Annotated in this window: 20 protein-coding genes and 1 other annotated feature; of the genes, 5 read left to right on the top strand and 15 right to left on the bottom strand. The window is 52.5% G+C overall.

Annotated elements, in window-relative coordinates; genetic code table 11:
- Window positions 1–31: 31 nt before the first annotated feature.
- The 13 genes from O1721_RS13540 to thrS all read right to left on the bottom strand — a co-directional run bounded on the left by O1721_RS13540 (window position 32) and on the right by thrS (window position 11,171).
- On the bottom strand, window positions 32–745 hold the full coding sequence (locus tag O1721_RS13540) for an EAL domain-containing protein (protein ID WP_032648062.1): 714 nt from the start codon (window positions 743–745) through the stop codon (window positions 32–34).
- Between the two features lie 292 nt (window positions 746–1,037).
- Window positions 1,038–1,502, bottom strand: a complete 465-nt coding sequence (locus O1721_RS13535) for an NlpC/P60 family protein (protein WP_015570730.1) — start codon at window positions 1,500–1,502, stop codon at window positions 1,038–1,040.
- Window positions 1,503–1,575: 73 nt separating this feature from the next.
- The gene (gene btuD, locus O1721_RS13530) at window positions 1,576–2,331 is read right to left on the bottom strand and encodes a vitamin B12 ABC transporter ATP-binding protein BtuD (protein WP_032648060.1); all 756 of its coding nucleotides are present in this window, start codon (window positions 2,329–2,331) and stop codon (window positions 1,576–1,578) included.
- Window positions 2,331–2,882 carry a glutathione peroxidase gene (locus O1721_RS13525; protein WP_017384653.1) on the bottom strand — a complete coding sequence of 184 codons (552 nt, stop codon included), beginning with the start codon at window positions 2,880–2,882 and terminating at the stop codon, window positions 2,331–2,333. Before O1721_RS13525 ends, btuD begins: the two co-directional genes overlap by 1 nt.
- Window positions 2,883–2,915: 33 nt before the next feature.
- Complete coding sequence (btuC, locus tag O1721_RS13520; protein WP_032648058.1) at window positions 2,916–3,896, bottom strand: vitamin B12 ABC transporter permease BtuC; 981 nt, start codon at window positions 3,894–3,896, stop codon at window positions 2,916–2,918.
- A gap of 103 nt (window positions 3,897–3,999) precedes the next feature.
- Window positions 4,000–4,299 carry an integration host factor subunit alpha gene (gene ihfA / locus O1721_RS13515; RefSeq protein ID WP_032648056.1) on the bottom strand — a complete coding sequence of 100 codons (300 nt, stop codon included), beginning with the start codon at window positions 4,297–4,299 and terminating at the stop codon, window positions 4,000–4,002.
- A gap of 4 nt (window positions 4,300–4,303) precedes the next feature.
- On the bottom strand, window positions 4,304–6,691 hold the full coding sequence (gene pheT, locus O1721_RS13510) for a phenylalanine--tRNA ligase subunit beta (RefSeq protein WP_032648054.1): 2,388 nt from the start codon (window positions 6,689–6,691) through the stop codon (window positions 4,304–4,306).
- A 15-nt stretch (window positions 6,692–6,706) separates the two neighbouring features.
- Window positions 6,707–7,690 carry a phenylalanine--tRNA ligase subunit alpha gene (gene pheS, locus O1721_RS13505; RefSeq protein WP_032648052.1) on the bottom strand — a complete coding sequence of 328 codons (984 nt, stop codon included), beginning with the start codon at window positions 7,688–7,690 and terminating at the stop codon, window positions 6,707–6,709.
- A 62-nt stretch (window positions 7,691–7,752) separates the two neighbouring features.
- Window positions 7,753–7,877 (bottom strand) — a sequence feature (Phe leader region).
- Window positions 7,828–7,872 carry a pheST operon leader peptide PheM gene (gene pheM, locus O1721_RS13500; protein ID WP_001386830.1) on the bottom strand — a complete coding sequence of 15 codons (45 nt, stop codon included), beginning with the start codon at window positions 7,870–7,872 and terminating at the stop codon, window positions 7,828–7,830. It overlaps the preceding feature by 45 nt.
- Before the next feature lie 117 nt (window positions 7,878–7,994).
- The gene (rplT, locus tag O1721_RS13495; protein WP_000124850.1) at window positions 7,995–8,351 is read right to left on the bottom strand and encodes a 50S ribosomal protein L20; all 357 of its coding nucleotides are present in this window, start codon (window positions 8,349–8,351) and stop codon (window positions 7,995–7,997) included.
- A gap of 50 nt (window positions 8,352–8,401) precedes the next feature.
- Window positions 8,402–8,599 (bottom strand): 50S ribosomal protein L35, encoded by a 198-nt coding sequence (gene rpmI, locus O1721_RS13490; protein ID WP_001124225.1) that lies wholly within the window; start codon window positions 8,597–8,599, stop codon window positions 8,402–8,404.
- 97 nt (window positions 8,600–8,696) lie between these two features.
- Window positions 8,697–9,239, bottom strand: a complete 543-nt coding sequence (gene infC, locus O1721_RS13485) for a translation initiation factor IF-3 (RefSeq protein WP_023616141.1) — start codon at window positions 9,237–9,239, stop codon at window positions 8,697–8,699.
- 3 nt (window positions 9,240–9,242) lie between these two features.
- Window positions 9,243–11,171: a threonine--tRNA ligase gene (thrS, locus tag O1721_RS13480; protein ID WP_003857814.1), complete on the bottom strand. Its 1,929-nt coding sequence runs from the start codon at window positions 11,169–11,171 to the stop codon at window positions 9,243–9,245.
- Window positions 11,172–11,492: 321 nt separating this feature from the next.
- On the opposite strand from thrS, the gene yncL reads away from it, so the two are divergent.
- Together yncL and yniD are read left to right on the top strand one after the other, a co-directional pair.
- Window positions 11,493–11,585, top strand: coding sequence for a stress response membrane protein YncL (yncL, locus tag O1721_RS13475; RefSeq protein WP_017384656.1), 93 nt, complete (start codon window positions 11,493–11,495; stop codon window positions 11,583–11,585).
- A gap of 98 nt (window positions 11,586–11,683) precedes the next feature.
- Window positions 11,684–11,791 (top strand): small membrane protein YniD, encoded by a 108-nt coding sequence (gene yniD / locus O1721_RS13470; RefSeq protein WP_003857815.1) that lies wholly within the window; start codon window positions 11,684–11,686, stop codon window positions 11,789–11,791.
- A gap of 149 nt (window positions 11,792–11,940) precedes the next feature.
- Here yniD and O1721_RS13465 read toward each other — a convergent pair whose 3' ends face one another.
- On the bottom strand, window positions 11,941–12,174 hold the full coding sequence (locus O1721_RS13465; RefSeq protein ID WP_015570736.1) for a YdgH/BhsA/McbA family protein: 234 nt from the start codon (window positions 12,172–12,174) through the stop codon (window positions 11,941–11,943).
- 263 nt (window positions 12,175–12,437) lie between these two features.
- Window positions 12,438–13,196: a DUF481 domain-containing protein gene (locus O1721_RS13460; RefSeq protein WP_026080717.1), complete on the bottom strand. Its 759-nt coding sequence runs from the start codon at window positions 13,194–13,196 to the stop codon at window positions 12,438–12,440.
- Between the two features lie 296 nt (window positions 13,197–13,492).
- Here O1721_RS13460 and pfkB point away from each other — a divergent pair, with 296 nt between their 5' ends.
- From pfkB to O1721_RS13445, 3 genes are all read left to right on the top strand, one after another.
- A complete protein-coding gene (pfkB, locus tag O1721_RS13455; RefSeq protein ID WP_032648050.1) occupies window positions 13,493–14,425 on the top strand; it encodes a 6-phosphofructokinase II in 933 nt (310 codons plus the stop codon).
- Window positions 14,426–14,516: 91 nt separating this feature from the next.
- Entirely contained in the window at window positions 14,517–14,807 is a 291-nt protein-coding gene (ghoS, locus tag O1721_RS13450) for a type V toxin-antitoxin system endoribonuclease antitoxin GhoS (protein WP_003857822.1), read from the top strand.
- Window positions 14,808–14,912: 105 nt separating this feature from the next.
- Window positions 14,913–15,773 carry a fructosamine kinase family protein gene (locus tag O1721_RS13445; protein WP_015570740.1) on the top strand — a complete coding sequence of 287 codons (861 nt, stop codon included), beginning with the start codon at window positions 14,913–14,915 and terminating at the stop codon, window positions 15,771–15,773.
- Window positions 15,774–15,808 lie beyond the last annotated feature (35 nt).

Raw genomic sequence — 15,808 nt, 5'->3', positions numbered from 1 at the left:
CCCTGGACGTAAACACGGGCGAAGAAAGGGGTTATTGCTGAACGAGAGTCGTGACCTGCTCTGCCGGGACGGCAGGCCACAGGCTTCCCTGCATTGCACCAAAATTGAAGGGCAGCACGCGTTGTAAGATGCCGTGATCGTCAATTCCCGAGACCATGACCGACTGACAATGCGGCGCGATCTGCCAGAGAATAGCGCGCATAAAAGGCTCAAACGAGAGTGCCGACGCGCGCTGCTGGATAAAGTTTTTATCCAGAATCACCCGTTTGAACAGACCATCATAAACCGGTTTAAGGGAAGATGCCCCTGCACCAAAGTTAGCCAGTACTAAGGGGAAATGGATCGCCATTCTTGCCAGACAGGGATCGTCTTTCCCGTTATTTAAACCTGGATAGTTCTCATTAACAGTAAACTCAAGAAACGGATAACGCTCGAGGATTGAAACAGCGTTCTCATTAGTTAATAAAAACTCAACAATTGCAGGTGTAATATTGATCCATGCAATTAACTGATGCTGAATAAAAAATAGCTTACAGGTATCGAGTAATTGCAGTTTCTCCTGAAACAGCGCTAATTCATCTTCCTGAGAAAGATGTGGGATAACCAGTTCAGTCGGGATCCGTACGTCCGCACCCACGCCAGTAAAGTTAACCAAAATCTCTAAACCTTTAAGCAAACCTGCACTATCACGCGCCGGAAGGAGTAAAAGTTCAGACTGGTAAGCATTATCTAGCGTAATAATCATCGCGCTTGTCCTGCATTAAAGATGAGAGAGAACATCCTGGAGCAATTGCAGGCACAATTCCACTGTCTTGATTTTAATAAGATTAATTTCATTCTTTCCGTATTAATTTTCAGATTTTTCCCTGAATCTAAATTAATTTTATCCTGGTTATTGAATAATAGCCAGTTTTAGATAAAACAGGCACATGCGGACATAAATAATTGGGCAAAAATTTAACTTTAATCAACCCGCAAGAAAAGCCTGACGTCTATTTTCACCGCCAGGCCCTCCGCACTGCATTTTTATGCAGCGGTTAAATACGTCTGGCCTGCCAGAAGTTTTTACGCCAGTAAACATTATCCAGAGAGGAGCGCATCACGCCACGGCTGGTCGAGGCATGAATGAACTGATTATCGGTATCATAGATGCCGACATGAAGGCCGCTTTCACCGGAGCCCGTTTTAAAAAAGACCAGATCGCCGGGCAGGAGCTCGTCTTTATCAATTTCAGTGCCGATTTTCGCCTGCATACGCGTTTCACGCGGAAGCTGGAGGTCAAATTTATCGCGGAAGGTCATCAGCACAAATCCCGAGCAATCCACCCCGCCCCGGCTCATGCCGCCGTAGCGATAAGGTGTGCCGCGCCAGTTGCTGAGCTGATCGTTCAGGCTGGCAATGACCGTAATGGAATCGGAAAGCCGTGGGTTGGGCGGAGGTGCACGATGGCTGCTGCATCCTGCAAGAAAGAGCGCCGCAACAAGGAGAAACCAGAATCGCATTTCAGACGAATCCTCTGCTTTTTTTTGTTCTTTCGGTAATTTAGCGTGCATCTATGCAGCTGTGCAAGAAAGGTTATTCCTGCGCCGTGGAAATGAGCATCTTGTGGCCTTCAATATCCAGCCTCCGGAACGACATGTGGTAAGCGCTCGCAAGATTGGCGGCCGTCAGCACGCTGTCGCGCGTTCCGCTGGCAATCAGCTTGCCACGCGCCAGCAACCACACCCGATGCGCGTGGCGCAACGTATGGTTTAAATCATGGCTGCTCATCACAATGGCAATCCCCTTGCGACACAGCGCGCTGAGCAGGGTATCCAGCGCTGCCTGTTGGGCAACGTCCAGCCCACTCATCGGCTCGTCCAGCAGCAGCAACCGCCCGTGAGGATTTCCCGCCGGATGGATCTGAAGGATAACGGCCGCCAGACGCACGCGCTGCCACTCGCCGCCGGAAAGCTGATTTGCCTGCCGGGTAAGCTTGTCGTCTAACCCGAGTGCCGCAGCAACCTCGTTGAGCAATCCCACCTGATTTTTGTCAGGCAGATGCAGCGTCAGGTAGTGCCAGACGGGCATCGCAAAGGGCGGAACCTGCTGCTGAACCAGGTAGCTTCGACGGGAGGCAAGTGTAGCGGGTAGCCAGTCGCCGAGCGATTGCCCGAGGAAGGTAATATCCCCTTCCCCGCTGGTCAGCCCCGCCATGCACGCCAGTAGCGTGCTTTTTCCGGCGCCGTTTGGCCCAACCAGGTGAAGGATTTCACCTGCGTTGACTTCGGCGGTAACAGGCTCAAGACGCCCCTTGCCGGCAACGTCCGTGAGCTGCATCAGCAGCGTCATTATTTCGCCAGCGCCAGCTTGATTGATTCCATCACGATAGGATCTTCAGGCGTCATGTCTGGCGAAAAACGCTGCACGACCTCACCGTCACGGCCAATCAGGAATTTTTCGAAGTTCCACAGAATATCATCCGGATAGAGCGGCGCGCGGCCTTTACTTGCCATACGCTCATAGAAACCACTCTCTTCAGGCGCAACGGCGGTCGGCGCCGCGGCCACCAGTTTGGCATACAGCGGATGACGATTTTCCCCGTTCACATCAATTTTGCTGAACATCGGGAACGTCACGCCATAGGTTGTGCTGCAAAAGGTCTTAATCTCCTCTTCGCTACCCGGCTCCTGGCCCAGGAACTGGTTGCACGGGAAGCCGAGTACGGTAAAGCCGTCTTTTTCCCAGGCTTTATGAATGTTTTCCAGCTGTTCATACTGCGGCGTAAGGCCACATTTCGACGCCACGTTCACGATGAGCAGCACCTTGCCCTTGTAGCCCTCCAGCGTGGTTTTCTCGCCGTCAATGGTCGTCACTTCGGTATTCAGAATATCAGACTGCATAGCATTCCCTCAGGTTGACTTACAGGTTGTGTTTTAACGTCCAGCTTTTAATAGTAGCCAGATAAAGACCGGTGCGCCCAGCGTTGCGGTCACCACGCCTATGGGCAACTCAGCGGCCGTCAGGGCGAGCCGGGCGATGATATCGGCAATCAGCAGCGTTGCCGCCCCGGCAACCGCCGAGGCCGGGAGCAGGGTTCGGTGGTCCGTAATGCCGCACAGGCGCAGCATATGCGGGATCACCAGCCCAATAAAGCCAATCGCCCCCGCCAGCGCCACGCTTACGCCTACCATCCAGCCAATGGCGATAACCAGCACGTTGCGCCAGAATCCAATCGGCATCCCGAGCTGGCGAGCAGACGTTTCCCCCAGCGCGAGAATATTAAGCGGCTGCGCCTGGAACGCCGTCCACAGGATGACCGGGATCAGGAGCACCATCAGCCACCCCTGACGCCAGTCGACGCCACCAAATCCTCCCATCATCCAGTACATTAACTGGCGCAGATCGAAGGAGGTGGAGAAGTAGACGGCCCAGGTCATCAGCGCACTACAGATGATCCCCAACGCTACCCCGGCAAGCAGCAGCCGGCTGGTGGATAAATGGCGACGGGCAAAGCGCAGAAGGATAAGGGTGATCAGCAGCGCGCCAAGGATTGCGCTGAGGCTAATCCCCCAGGTGGAGAGTTCGCCTCCCCCCAGCATCACGGCGGCGATAAGCCCGACGCCTGCGCCATTCGAGACCCCGAGAAGTCCGGGTTCCGCCAGAGGGTTTTCAAATAATGCCTGCATGATCGTGCCGCACAGCGCCAGGGCAGCGCCGACTAAAAGGACCGCCAGCGTCCGCGGCAGGCGGATCTGCCAGACAAAGAGCTGTCCTTCAGGCGTAAACCAGCTTTCCGGCCCCAGCCACCGATCGCCCGCACACAGGCTGACGGTGGTGGCGACAATCAACAGCACCCCGAGCAGACACAGGCGGCGAAGATCGGAGCGGTGCTGGCGGCGGGCAAGATCAAGCATAGACGATAGGTTATCCGGTTGAGATATCATTGATTTTACGGCGGGTTTAGCAAATAGCGCAAAGAAAAAAGGCCGCGTGAGCGGCCTTTTTAGTTAGTTCATATTACTCTGCTTCGGGCGTTGCGTTTTCGACACGGCTTTTTAACTTCTGTCCGGGTCTGAAGGTCACCACGCGGCGGGCTGTAATGGGAATATCTTCCCCCGTCTTCGGGTTACGGCCCGGACGTTGGTTTTTGTCTCGCAAATCAAAATTGCCAAAACCGGAGAGTTTAACCTGCTCACCATTTTCCAGAGCACGACGGATCTCTTCGAAAAACAGCTCTACCAGCTCTTTGGCATCCCGTTTGCTAAGCCCAAGCTTATCAAACAGATATTCTGACATTTCAGCTTTTGTAAGCGCCATAGGTTCAATCCCTCAATGATGCCTGGAATCGCTCTTTTAATGCCTCTACACATTTGGCGACGGTAGCGGCAATCTCCTCTTCTTCGAGTGTACGGCTGGTATCCTGAAGGATAAGGCTAATAGCGAGGCTCTTGAAACCTTCTGCTACGCCCTTGCCGCGGTACACGTCAAATAAGTTTACGCCAACTACCTGATTTACGCCAACTTTCTTACATTCGGCCAAAATATCTGCTGCGGGCACATTTTCAGCGACCACAACCGCGATATCACGGCGGTTTGCCGGGAAGCGGGAGACGTCCTGCGCCTGAGGAATGACGCGGTCTGCAACCGGGTTCCACTCCAGTTCGAATACGATGGTACGGCCATTCAGATCCAGCTTACGTTCCAGTTCCGGGTGAACAACCCCAATGAAACCAACACGTTTGCCGTCTAAATAGATCGCCGCACTCTGACCCGGATGCAGGGCTGGAATCGCTTCTGCGCGGAATTCAATTTCGGATAATTTACCGGTCAGATCGAGAATCGCTTCCAGATCGCCCTTCATATCGTAGAAATCAACCGTCCCTTTTGCCAGGTCCCAGTGCTCTTCAAAGCGGTTACCGCTGATGGCGCCGGCCAGCATGAGATCCTGACGGATGCCTAAATTCGCCTGAGTATCCGGTACAAAGCGCAAACCGCTTTCGAAAATACGCACGCGATTTTGCTGACGGTTCTGGTTATAAACGATAGTACCCAGCAGTCCCGTCCACAGGGACAGACGCATCGCTGACATCTCGCTGGAAATCGGGCTTGGCAGGATCAGCGCTTCCTGACCCGGGTGGATCAGCTGTTGCAGCTTAGGATCAACGAAGCTGTAGGTGATCACTTCCTGGTAGCCTTTGTCGTTCAGCATGGTTTTCACACGCTTCAGAGACAGATCGGCCTCGCGATGGCTGCCCATCACCAGACCCGCCTGCACCGGCTCGTCAGGGATGTTGTTGTAGCCGTAAACGCGGGCCACTTCTTCCACCAGATCTTCCTCGATCTCCATGTCAAAACGCCAGGACGGCGCAACGGCTTTCCACTCGTCCTGACCCTCAGTAACTTCGCAGCCCAGACGCGTCAGAATGTCGGTCACCTGCGCATCGGCAACGTGGTGACCAATCAGACGATCCAGTTTGCTGCGGCGCAGGGTAATGGTCGCACGCTTCGGCAGCGTCGCTTCGTTGGTCACATCGATAACCGGACCCGCTTCGCCGCCGCAGATGTCGATCAGCAGGCGAGTCGCACGCTCCATCGCTTTGTATTGCAGCGCAGGATCCACGCCACGCTCGTAGCGGTGAGAAGCATCAGTGTGCAGACCGTGACGGCGTGCGCGGCCGGTGATGGAGAGCGGGCTGAAGAACGCGCATTCCAGCAGGACGTTTTGCGTCTCGTCGTTAACGCCAGAGTGCTCGCCGCCGAAGATCCCGCCCATCGCCAGCGCTTTGTTGTGATCGGCAATCACCAGGGTGTCAGCGTTCAGTTTCGCTTCGCTGCCGTCCAGCAGAACCAGGGTTTCGCCCTCTTTCGCCATGCGCACGACGATCCCACCTTCGATACGATCTTTATCAAAGGCGTGCATTGGCTGGCCCAGCTCAAGCAGAACATAGTTGGTGACGTCGACGACCGCATCGATAGAACGGATACCGCAGCGACGCAGTTTCTCTTTCATCCACAGCGGGGTTGGCGCTTTAACGTTAATACCTTTCACCACACGACCGAGGTAGCGTGGGCAGGCCTCAGGCGCGTCTACCTGTATCGGCAGCACGTCACTGATGGTTGCCTCAACCGGAGCGATCTCCGGCACGTTCAGTTCAGTCTGGTTCAGCACGGCCACGTCGCGGGCCACACCGATGATGCCTAAACAGTCAGCACGGTTTGGCGTTACGCTGATTTCGATGGTGTTGTCATCAAGCGTCAGGTATTCGCGGATATCAGTACCAACTGGCGCATCCTGCGGCAATTCAATAATGCCAGAGTGATCGTCGGAAATACCCAGTTCGGAGAAGGAGCACAGCATGCCTTCAGACGGCTCACCGCGCAGCTTAGCCGCTTTGATTTTGAAATCGCCCGGCAGCACCGCACCGACGGTCGCCACGGCCACTTTCAGGCCCTGACGGCAGTTTGGCGCACCGCAGACGATATCCAGCAGACGGTCACCGCCCACATTGACTTTTGTTACGCGCAGTTTGTCAGCGTTAGGGTGCTGACCGCATTCAACCACTTCGCCCACGACCACGCCGGTGAAGGCGCCAGAAACCGGCTCTACACCGTCAACTTCCAGACCCGCCATGGTGATCTGGTTGGAAAGCGCGTCGCTGTCCAGCGTGGTGTTCACCCATTCGCGTAACCACAGTTCACTGAATTTCATTGTTCTGTCCTGCCCTTATTTAAACTGTTTGAGGAAACGCAGATCGTTTTCGAAGAACGCACGTAAGTCGGTTACGCCGTAGCGCAGCATGGTCAGACGCTCCATACCCATACCGAACGCAAAGCCGGAATACACTTCTGGATCGATACCCACGTTGCGCAGCACGTTTGGATGCACCATGCCGCAGCCCAGCACTTCCAGCCATTTGCCGTTTTTACCCATCACGTCAACTTCCGCAGACGGTTCGGTGAACGGGAAGTAGGACGGACGGAAGCGAACCTGCAAATCTTCCTCAAAGAAGTTGTTCAGGAAATCGTGCAGCGTGCCTTTCAGGTTGGTAAAGCTGATGTTTTTATCAACAATCAGACCTTCCATCTGGTGGAACATTGGGGTGTGGGTCTGATCGTAGTCGTTACGGTATACGCGACCCGGCGCGATGATGCGGATTGGCGGCTCCTGCTCCTTCATGGTACGGATCTGAACGCCGGAAGTCTGAGTACGCAGCAGACGGGTAGCGTCAAACCAGAAAGTGTCGTGGTCAGCACGTGCCGGATGATGGTCAGGAATGTTCAGGGCATCGAAGTTGTGGTAGTCATCTTCAATTTCCGGGCCAGTCGCCACGGTAAAGCCGAGCTCACCGAAGAAACTTTCAATACGATCGATAGTACGAGTCACCGGATGCAGACCGCCGTTTTCAATACGACGACCCGGCAGAGAAACGTCAATCGTTTCTGCCGCCAGACGCGCATTCAGTACTGCGCTTTCCAGCTCGGCTTTACGCGCGTTCAGCGCCTGCTGTACCTGCTCTTTGGCTTCGTTAATCACTGCACCGGCTGCCGGGCGCTCCTCTGCTGGCAGTTCACGCAGGGTAGTCATCTGAAGGGTCAAATGCCCTTTCTTGCCCAGATATTCGACGCGGACATTGTCTAACGCGGCAACATCTGAGGCCTGGTTAATGGCGGCCGTTGCACTGGCAACCAGCTCTGCGAGATGTGACATGGTTTTCCTCATTATGTCGGTGCAGACACCGAATTGTTGGACGTATTCTCTTAACTTCAGGCACAAAAAAAGCCTCCATCGGGAGGCTTATCTGGCGCTGTTTTTCGTTTCATCTTTCACGCGCTAGCCTCCTGAAGTCAGGTGCTAAAGTAAAAGAAGAAGCGGAAAATAGCAGCATTCATGCTTGCGTTACCTTGTAGGGTAAAAACCGTTAAGACCTTATTGAAAAGCCTGCACGGATAAATGTCAATCTTCTGATGGTGTTAAATGAAAAGAGGAGGCAAAGCCCCCTCTCTCAACTGGCTTATGCCAGTGCTGCTTTCGCTTTTTCGACCAGAGCGGTGAACGCTACTTTGTCGAATACTGCGATGTCAGCCAGGATCTTACGGTCGATTTCAACAGAGGCTTTTTTCAGGCCGTTGATGAATTTGCTGTAAGAAATACCGTTCTGACGTGCTGCTGCGTTGATACGCGCAATCCACAGTTGACGGAACTGACGCTTACGCTGACGACGGTCACGGTAAGCGTACTGACCTGCTTTGATAACAGCCTGGAAGGCAACGCGGTATACGCGTGAACGCGCACCGTAGTAGCCTTTAGCTTGTTTCAAAATTTTCTTGTGACGTGCACGTGCAATTACACCACGTTTTACGCGAGCCATGTGTGCTCTCCTGTATCTATTCTAAGTTAAAAAAGTTAAACGTTAACGACTTATGCGTACGGCAGGCACGCGATGACCAGGCCCAGATCGCCTTTAGAAACCATGGCTTTTGGACGCAGGTGACGTTTACGCTTGGTAGCTTTCTTAGTCAGAATGTGACGCAGGTTAGCGTGCTTGTGCTTAAAACCACCTTTACCGGTTTTTTTGAAGCGCTTAGCAGCACCGCGTACGGTCTTAATTTTTGGCATTTTAATAACTTCCACTTCGCATTGTTAAATAAACGAAACATAGGCGAACAAAACCTATGGGGCCCGAAGGCTCCACAGATTTTGCTGCTTGAAGGCCTTACTGTTTCTTCTTAGGAGCGAGCACCATGATCATCTGGCGGCCTTCGATCTTCGTAGGGAAGGATTCGACTACTGCCAGTTCACTCAGATCGTCACGGACGCGGTTAAGCACTTCCATACCAATCTGTTGGTGGGCCATCTCACGACCGCGGAAACGCAGCGTGATCTTGGCCTTATCGCCATCTTCCAGAAAGCGAATCAGGCTGCGGAGTTTTACCTGATAATCGCCATCGTCGGTACCAGGACGGAATTTAATTTCCTTAACCTGGATAACTTTTTGCTTCTTCTTCTGTTCCTTAGAAGACTTACTCTTTTCATAAAGGAACTTGCCGTAGTCCATGATACGACAAACTGGCGGTTCGGCGTTAGGGCTGATTTCAACTAAATCTACTCCAGCTTCTTCAGCCTTTTCGATCGCTTCTCTCAGACTCACAATCCCCAGCTGCTCGCCTTCCAGACCTGTTAAGCGAACTTCCTGGGCGCGAATCTCGCCATTGATACGATTCGGACGTGCCGTTTGAACTCGTTTTCCGCCTTTAATACCTTATTCCTCCAGTTGTTGAAGACTGCGGCTGCGAATCTCTTGTTGCAGCTTCTCAATCACTTCACTTACGTCCAGGCTCCCCAGGTCTTTACCACGGCGGGTGCGAACGGCAACTTTGCCTGCTTCCACCTCTTTATCACCACAGACCAACATATACGGGACACGACGTAAAGTGTGCTCGCGGATTTTAAAGCCAATCTTCTCATTTCTCAAGTCTGCTTTTACGCGAATGCCCGCATTTTGTAGTTTCTGCGTCAATTCTTTAACGTAATCCGCCTGAGAATCGGTAATGTTCATCACCACGACCTGCACTGGCGCAAGCCAGGTTGGGAAGAAGCCCGCGAACTCTTCGGTCAGGATGCCGATGAAGCGCTCCAGTGAACCGAGAATCGCACGGTGAATCATAACCGGCACCTGACGCTCGTTGTCTTCGCCAACATAAGAGGCGCTTAAACGCTGCGGCAGGGAGAAGTCCAGCTGTACCGTTCCGCACTGCCATGCGCGATCGAGGCAGTCATACAGGGTAAATTCAATTTTCGGACCGTAGAATGCGCCCTCGCCCAGCTGATATTCGAACGGAATACCGTTCTCTTCCAGCGCTACGGCAAGATCCGCCTCTGCGCGATCCCATGTCTCATCGCTGCCGATACGTTTTTCCGGACGCGTTGAGAGTTTGACCACGATCTTCTCGAAGCCAAAGGTGCTGTACATATCGTAGACCATACGAATACAGGCGTTAACTTCTTCACGGACCTGATCTTCAGTACAGAAGATATGCGCATCATCCTGAGTAAAGCCACGAACACGCATCAGACCGTGCAGCGCACCTGATGGCTCGTTACGATGGCAGCTACCGAACTCCGCCATACGCAGCGGCAGATCGCGGTAGGATTTCAGACCCTGGTTGAAGATCTGAACGTGGCCCGGGCAGTTCATTGGCTTGATGCAGTATTCACGGTTCTCAGACGAAGTGGTGAACATCGCATCTTTGTAGTTGTCCCAGTGGCCGGTTTTTTCCCACAGCACACGGTCCATCATGAACGGGCCTTTCACTTCCTGGTACTGGTACTCTTTCAGCTTGGAGCGCACGAACGTTTCCAGTTCACGGAAGATAGTCCAGCCGTCGTTATGCCAGAACACCATCCCCGGCGCTTCTTCCTGCATATGATACAGGTCAAGCTGCTTACCGATTTTACGGTGGTCACGCTTAGCCGCCTCTTCCAGGCGTTGCAGGTACGCGTTCAGGGCTTTCTTATCGGCCCACGCGGTACCATAAATACGCTGCAACATTTTGTTGTTGCTGTCGCCACGCCAGTAAGCGCCTGCGATTTTCATCAGTTTGAAGTGATGACAGAAGCGCATGTTCGGCACGTGCGGTCCACGGCACATGTCGACGTATTCCTGGTGATGGTACAAGCCAGGCTTGTCATCATGAGCGATGTTTTCATCAAGAATCGAGACTTTGTAGCTCTCGCCGCGCTTCACGAAGGTTTCACGCGCTTCGTGCCAGCTGACTTTCTTCTTAATGACGTCATAGTTGGTTTCGGCGAGCTCGTGCATTCGTTTCTCGAGCGCGTCGATATCTTCCTGAGTCAGGGTGTGGTCAAGGTCAACGTCGTAGTAGAAACCGTTGTCGATAACCGGGCCGATCGCCATTTTGGTGTTTGGCCAGAGCTGCTTAATAGCATGGCCTAACAGGTGCGCACAGGAGTGACGAATGATCTCCAGACCTTCTTCGTCTTTCGCGGTGATGATCGCAAGCGTTGCATCGCTTTCAATCAGATCGGACGCGTCTACCAGCTCACCGTTTACGCGACCTGCGATGGTTGCTTTTGCAAGTCCAGGACCGATATCCAGGGCAACATCCATTGGGCTAACAGCATGGTCGAAATGGCGTTGGCTGCCATCAGGAAGAGTAATTACAGGCATTTTATATCCTTATTTGCAGTGATGCCCCACACATAAGAGCATATACAAAGAAAATAATCGTGATTAAACAGTAGATTACGAAACCATCTGACCAACAATCGTCAAATTGGTTCGTCATCATGCACCTGCCGATTCAGATAAATGCGAATTTACGGCAAGCAGGGTAATGGTAACACTATTGAAAGGGCGAATGCACCTTCTGAGACCGTTTGAACCGTTCATCCTTTTGTCTGCGTTCATGAACTTTTGCTGACGGAGGCTCGCAATCCGAAAGTGCTGAGCTATTCTTGACTTGGTCCTTAAACATCGAAGGGGTATCACATGAATGTATCCAGCAAAACCGTTGTGATATTGAATCTACTTTCCGCTGCTTGCCTGGTATTGATTCTGGCTGACAGATTCCATTGGTTTTAAGCCGAACCGGTGTTCCGGCATAACCTGTTGTCCAGGGTTGAGCGCTTTCTGGCGCAGATTTTGGTAGACTAAGGGTATCAACTGACAAGGATTAGGTTATGCCAACAAAAAGATTTGCCGTGAAGCACTGGAAAATGGTCGTGGTGTTAATTGCTATTTGCGGCGCGATGTTGCTGCTGCGCTGGGCCGCAATGATCTGGGGCTAATATTTTGTCAGCGAAAACGTGCCGTGAATTTACTGAATAAATCTTAACTATCTTTACGATAATTTATGGTCCAAAACCGGTACGTCATAATCCGGTTTTCGACAGGCTGTGACAGCGTATATATTCCGTCACACGTGGCAGTTGAAATATCAGGACCACTCACCCGCCACCAGCTTGTGTACATCAAATGCATCATTCATTGACTGGCCGGTAGACTGAGAGCCAGGGGCAATGTTGGAGCCTGCTTCTACATCCGAGGCTTTAGCGATCCCGATTGGGCTGTTAACGTCACTGGCAGGTTGCGTCATATTATCAGCAGCAAATACGCCAAATGAAAGTGCGGAAAGCACCATCGCTGCTGTAGCGGTTTTGATTTTTTTCATAATTTTATTCTCATACTTATTTAATGCGATATGCCTGAGGCGAGTTTTTCGCCTGTGCCGTAAGTGTAGATCTGGATCACATTCTTGCCTAGTCAAATTATTTATCAATTCGTGTCAAATAAACTGAATAAGCCCTGGTCGGCTAATTATGGAGAAATTATGAAGATGAAACCAGACCCATTATTTTAAAACGCCGTTTAATATAAATAAGCACAGTTTCAGAAAATAAAAAACGGGCCGAGAATAATCCCGGCCCGACGATATTACATTTTATAACCTAAAGAAATCGTGGTTCGGCGATCGGTATGTTCCGGCGCAGAATCAGGTGGGGATGAGTTCCAGGTTACGTTGTACGCCACCTTGAGTCCAAAGTGTTCGTTGATGGCCACATTCAACGCACTTTCTGAGTTCAGCGTTGTATCTTCAGCACCAAACACCGACACACCCTGGGTGAATTTTGCGTTGTCCGTCATCTGCCATGCATAGGTGCCCGACGCATAACCCAGCGGCTGGGTTTCATCTTCGCCGTTGGTGTACTCGTCGTAACGGACACCCGGACCGAATTCAAAACGCAGGCTGTGCACCGGCCCATTGAGGAACTGACGACCATAACCCGCAGTCACGACATCACGCTGGCGATAGCCGTTGTAGCGGTCAGTCAGCCAACTCGCCTGCCCGAACAGGTAGTCATAATCGGTCATGTTGTATCGGCTACGTCCGCCTACCGCGTATTTCTCTGATGAGCGTTGATCGTTAGCAGAGGTGTTGCTGGCATTTCCCCACAGCGACCAGGCCGTGGTGTTGCCGTACCAGGTCAGGGTGCTGTCTGCGGTCAGGGAGGAGCTTTTCGTATTACCGGATTGCGCCAGATACCCGGCATTCACGTTACCTTCAAAGGGTTTTTTGGCAGTGGAGGGATCGTCCATGACAGTAAAAACGGTATCATCGGCGGTTGCATTCAGTGACGCAAATACGCCACCCGCCAGCATCAGTGCTGCGGGTACTGTCTTCAAAAGCTTCATTTTATTTAAGGAGTCCGTACAACATAAAAAGAGACCGTCACGGTCTCGGAAACTTTCTTGCGGATCAATGACAAGGCGACCATAGAAAGGTAACAAATTATAAAAAGCCGCAAATAACATAGCAATATTTTCTTCTTTCATTTTTTGAATAAGAACGATCCCAAAACGTGTTTTATTTTATATGCCCGGCGCAGGTTATTTGTCAGCATTCATATTTAAAATCATACTGTTATTTACGTTGCCTTCCTGCCAAACGGTGCCAGGCTTAAAAGAACCCATGATAAAAGGAGGTCATGATGGCTTCGATTTATACGCTGACACTCTCCCCTTCCCTCGACTCCGCGACCATGACGCCGCAAATCTACCCGGAAGGTAAGCTGCGCTGTAGCGCGCCGGTGTTTGAGCCGGGCGGCGGCGGCATCAACGTGGCGCGCGCTATTACCCATCTCGGCGGAAAAGCCACCGCCATCTTCCCCGCTGGCGGCGCCACGGGAGAGCATCTGGTTGCGTTGCTGGCAGATGAACAGGTGGCCGTAGACACCGTCGATGCTAAAGACTGGACCCGGCAGAACCTGCATGTCCATGTTGAATCCAGCGGCGAGCAATATCGTTTTGTGATGCCGGGGGCGAAATTGAGCGATGATGAGTTTCGTCAACTGGAAGAGAAAGTGCTGACCATTGAAAGCGGCTCATTACTGGTGATCAGCGGTAGCCTGCCGCCGGGCGTCAAAACAGAAAAACTGACGGCGCTGGTTCAGGCGGCGCTCCAGCGCGGCATCCGCTGCATTGTCGATAGCTCGGGCGAAGCCCTGAAGGCGGCGTTAGAACCCGGACAACTTGAACTCGTTAAACCTAACCAGAAAGAGCTCAGTGCCCTGGTTAATCGAGAACTCAGCCAGCCTGATGACGTTCGTACTGCCGCAGAAGAGCTGGTATGTACGGGCAAAGCGCATCGCGTTGTGGTCTCTCTCGGTCCTCAGGGTGCGCTGGCCGTCGACAAGACGGGCTTTGTACAGGTTGTGCCACCGCCGATGAAAAGCCAGAGCACCGTGGGTGCCGGTGACAGTATGGTTGGCGCGATGGTGCTGAAGCTAGCGCAGGGCGCTTCGCTTCTGGAGATGGCACGCTATGGCGTCGCGGCAGGGAGTGCAGCCACCATAAACCAGGGAACGCGTCTGTGTTCGCTTGCGGATACCCAGAAAATTGTCGATTACCTGGCGAGAAGCTGAACCTGCTTCCCCTTCCCATGGAGGGGGAAGTCGCTAAACAGGGCATATCGACTATGCTAAGAAAACTTTCAGGATAACAACGAGGTGAATTATGAGCAGTGGTGATATCACCCGCTACGTCGTAACCGTGAATATTCATGAGGCGTCGCTGACCGAACTGAATGAACTCAACAACGCGTTCACGCGCGCCAATTTTCTGCTCACGCTGACGGACGATGAGGGCAATATTCACGATCTCGGCTCACTGGCATTTGGCCTGATAAGCCCGCTGAGTCAGGAAGAGGTGAAGGCGCTGGCCAGTAGTCTGGTGGAAAGCGTGACTGACAAAGCCACGGAAATTGATGTGGATAGCTGGGAAAACTGGCATAAAAAAGAACAATAAGTGCCCTGTACAAAATTAAACCGCTCAGTTGTGCGTTAGTTCCTGTTTTTTTATAGCCGTTTTGCGCTAACTTTATGATCTGGCAGACAACATGGGAGAGACATCATGTGGCAGGCTATCAGTCATCTTTTAAGTGAGCAGCTGGGTGAAGGTGAAATTGAACTGCGTAACGAACTGCCAGGCGGAGAGATCCATGCCGCATGGCATTTACGTTACGCCGGGCGCGATCTTTTCGTTAAATGTGATGAGCGTGAATTGCTCCCCATTTTTACTGCCGAAGCCGATCAGCTTGAGCTGTTATCGCGCAGTAAAACAGTCACCGTTCCGCAGGTATTAGCCGTCGGCAGCGATCGTGACTATAGCTTTCTGGTGATGAACTATCTTCCCGCGCGCCCTCTGGATGCGCACAACGCCTTTATTCTCGGGCAACAGATCGCCCGTTTGCACCAGTGGAGCGATCAACCTCAGTTCGGGCTCGATTTTGATAACGACCTCTCCACTACCCCACAGCCAAACGCATGGCAGCGCCGTTGGTCGACCTTTTTCGCCGAGCAGCGCATCGGCTGGCAGCTGGAGCTGGCCGCTGAAAAGGGATTAGCGTTCGGCAACATCGACGCGATTGTTGAACACATTCAGCAGCGTCTGGCTTCGCATCAGCCTCAGGCTTCCCTTCTGCACGGAGATTTATGGTCAAACAACTGTGCACTTGGGCCTGATGGTCCCTATATATTTGACCCGGCCTGCTACTGGGGCGACAGAGAATGTGACCTCGCAATGCTGCCGTTGCACCCTGAACAGCCGCCGCAAATTTATGATGGCTATCAGTCTGTCTCGCCGTTACCTGCGGGTTTCCTTGATCGTCAGCCGGTTTATCAGCTGTACACCTTGATAAACCGGGCTATTTTGTTTGGCGGGAGTCATCTGGTGAATGCCCAGCGGGCGCTGGACCGCATTCTGGCGGCATAGCGGGAGGGGGCGGCTTCACGCCCCTTCCCTTAGGA

It is taken from the genome of Enterobacter cloacae complex sp. HYC033_NIDB, assembly GCF_056673335.1.
This window is presented reverse-complemented; position numbering and strand designations above follow the sequence as displayed.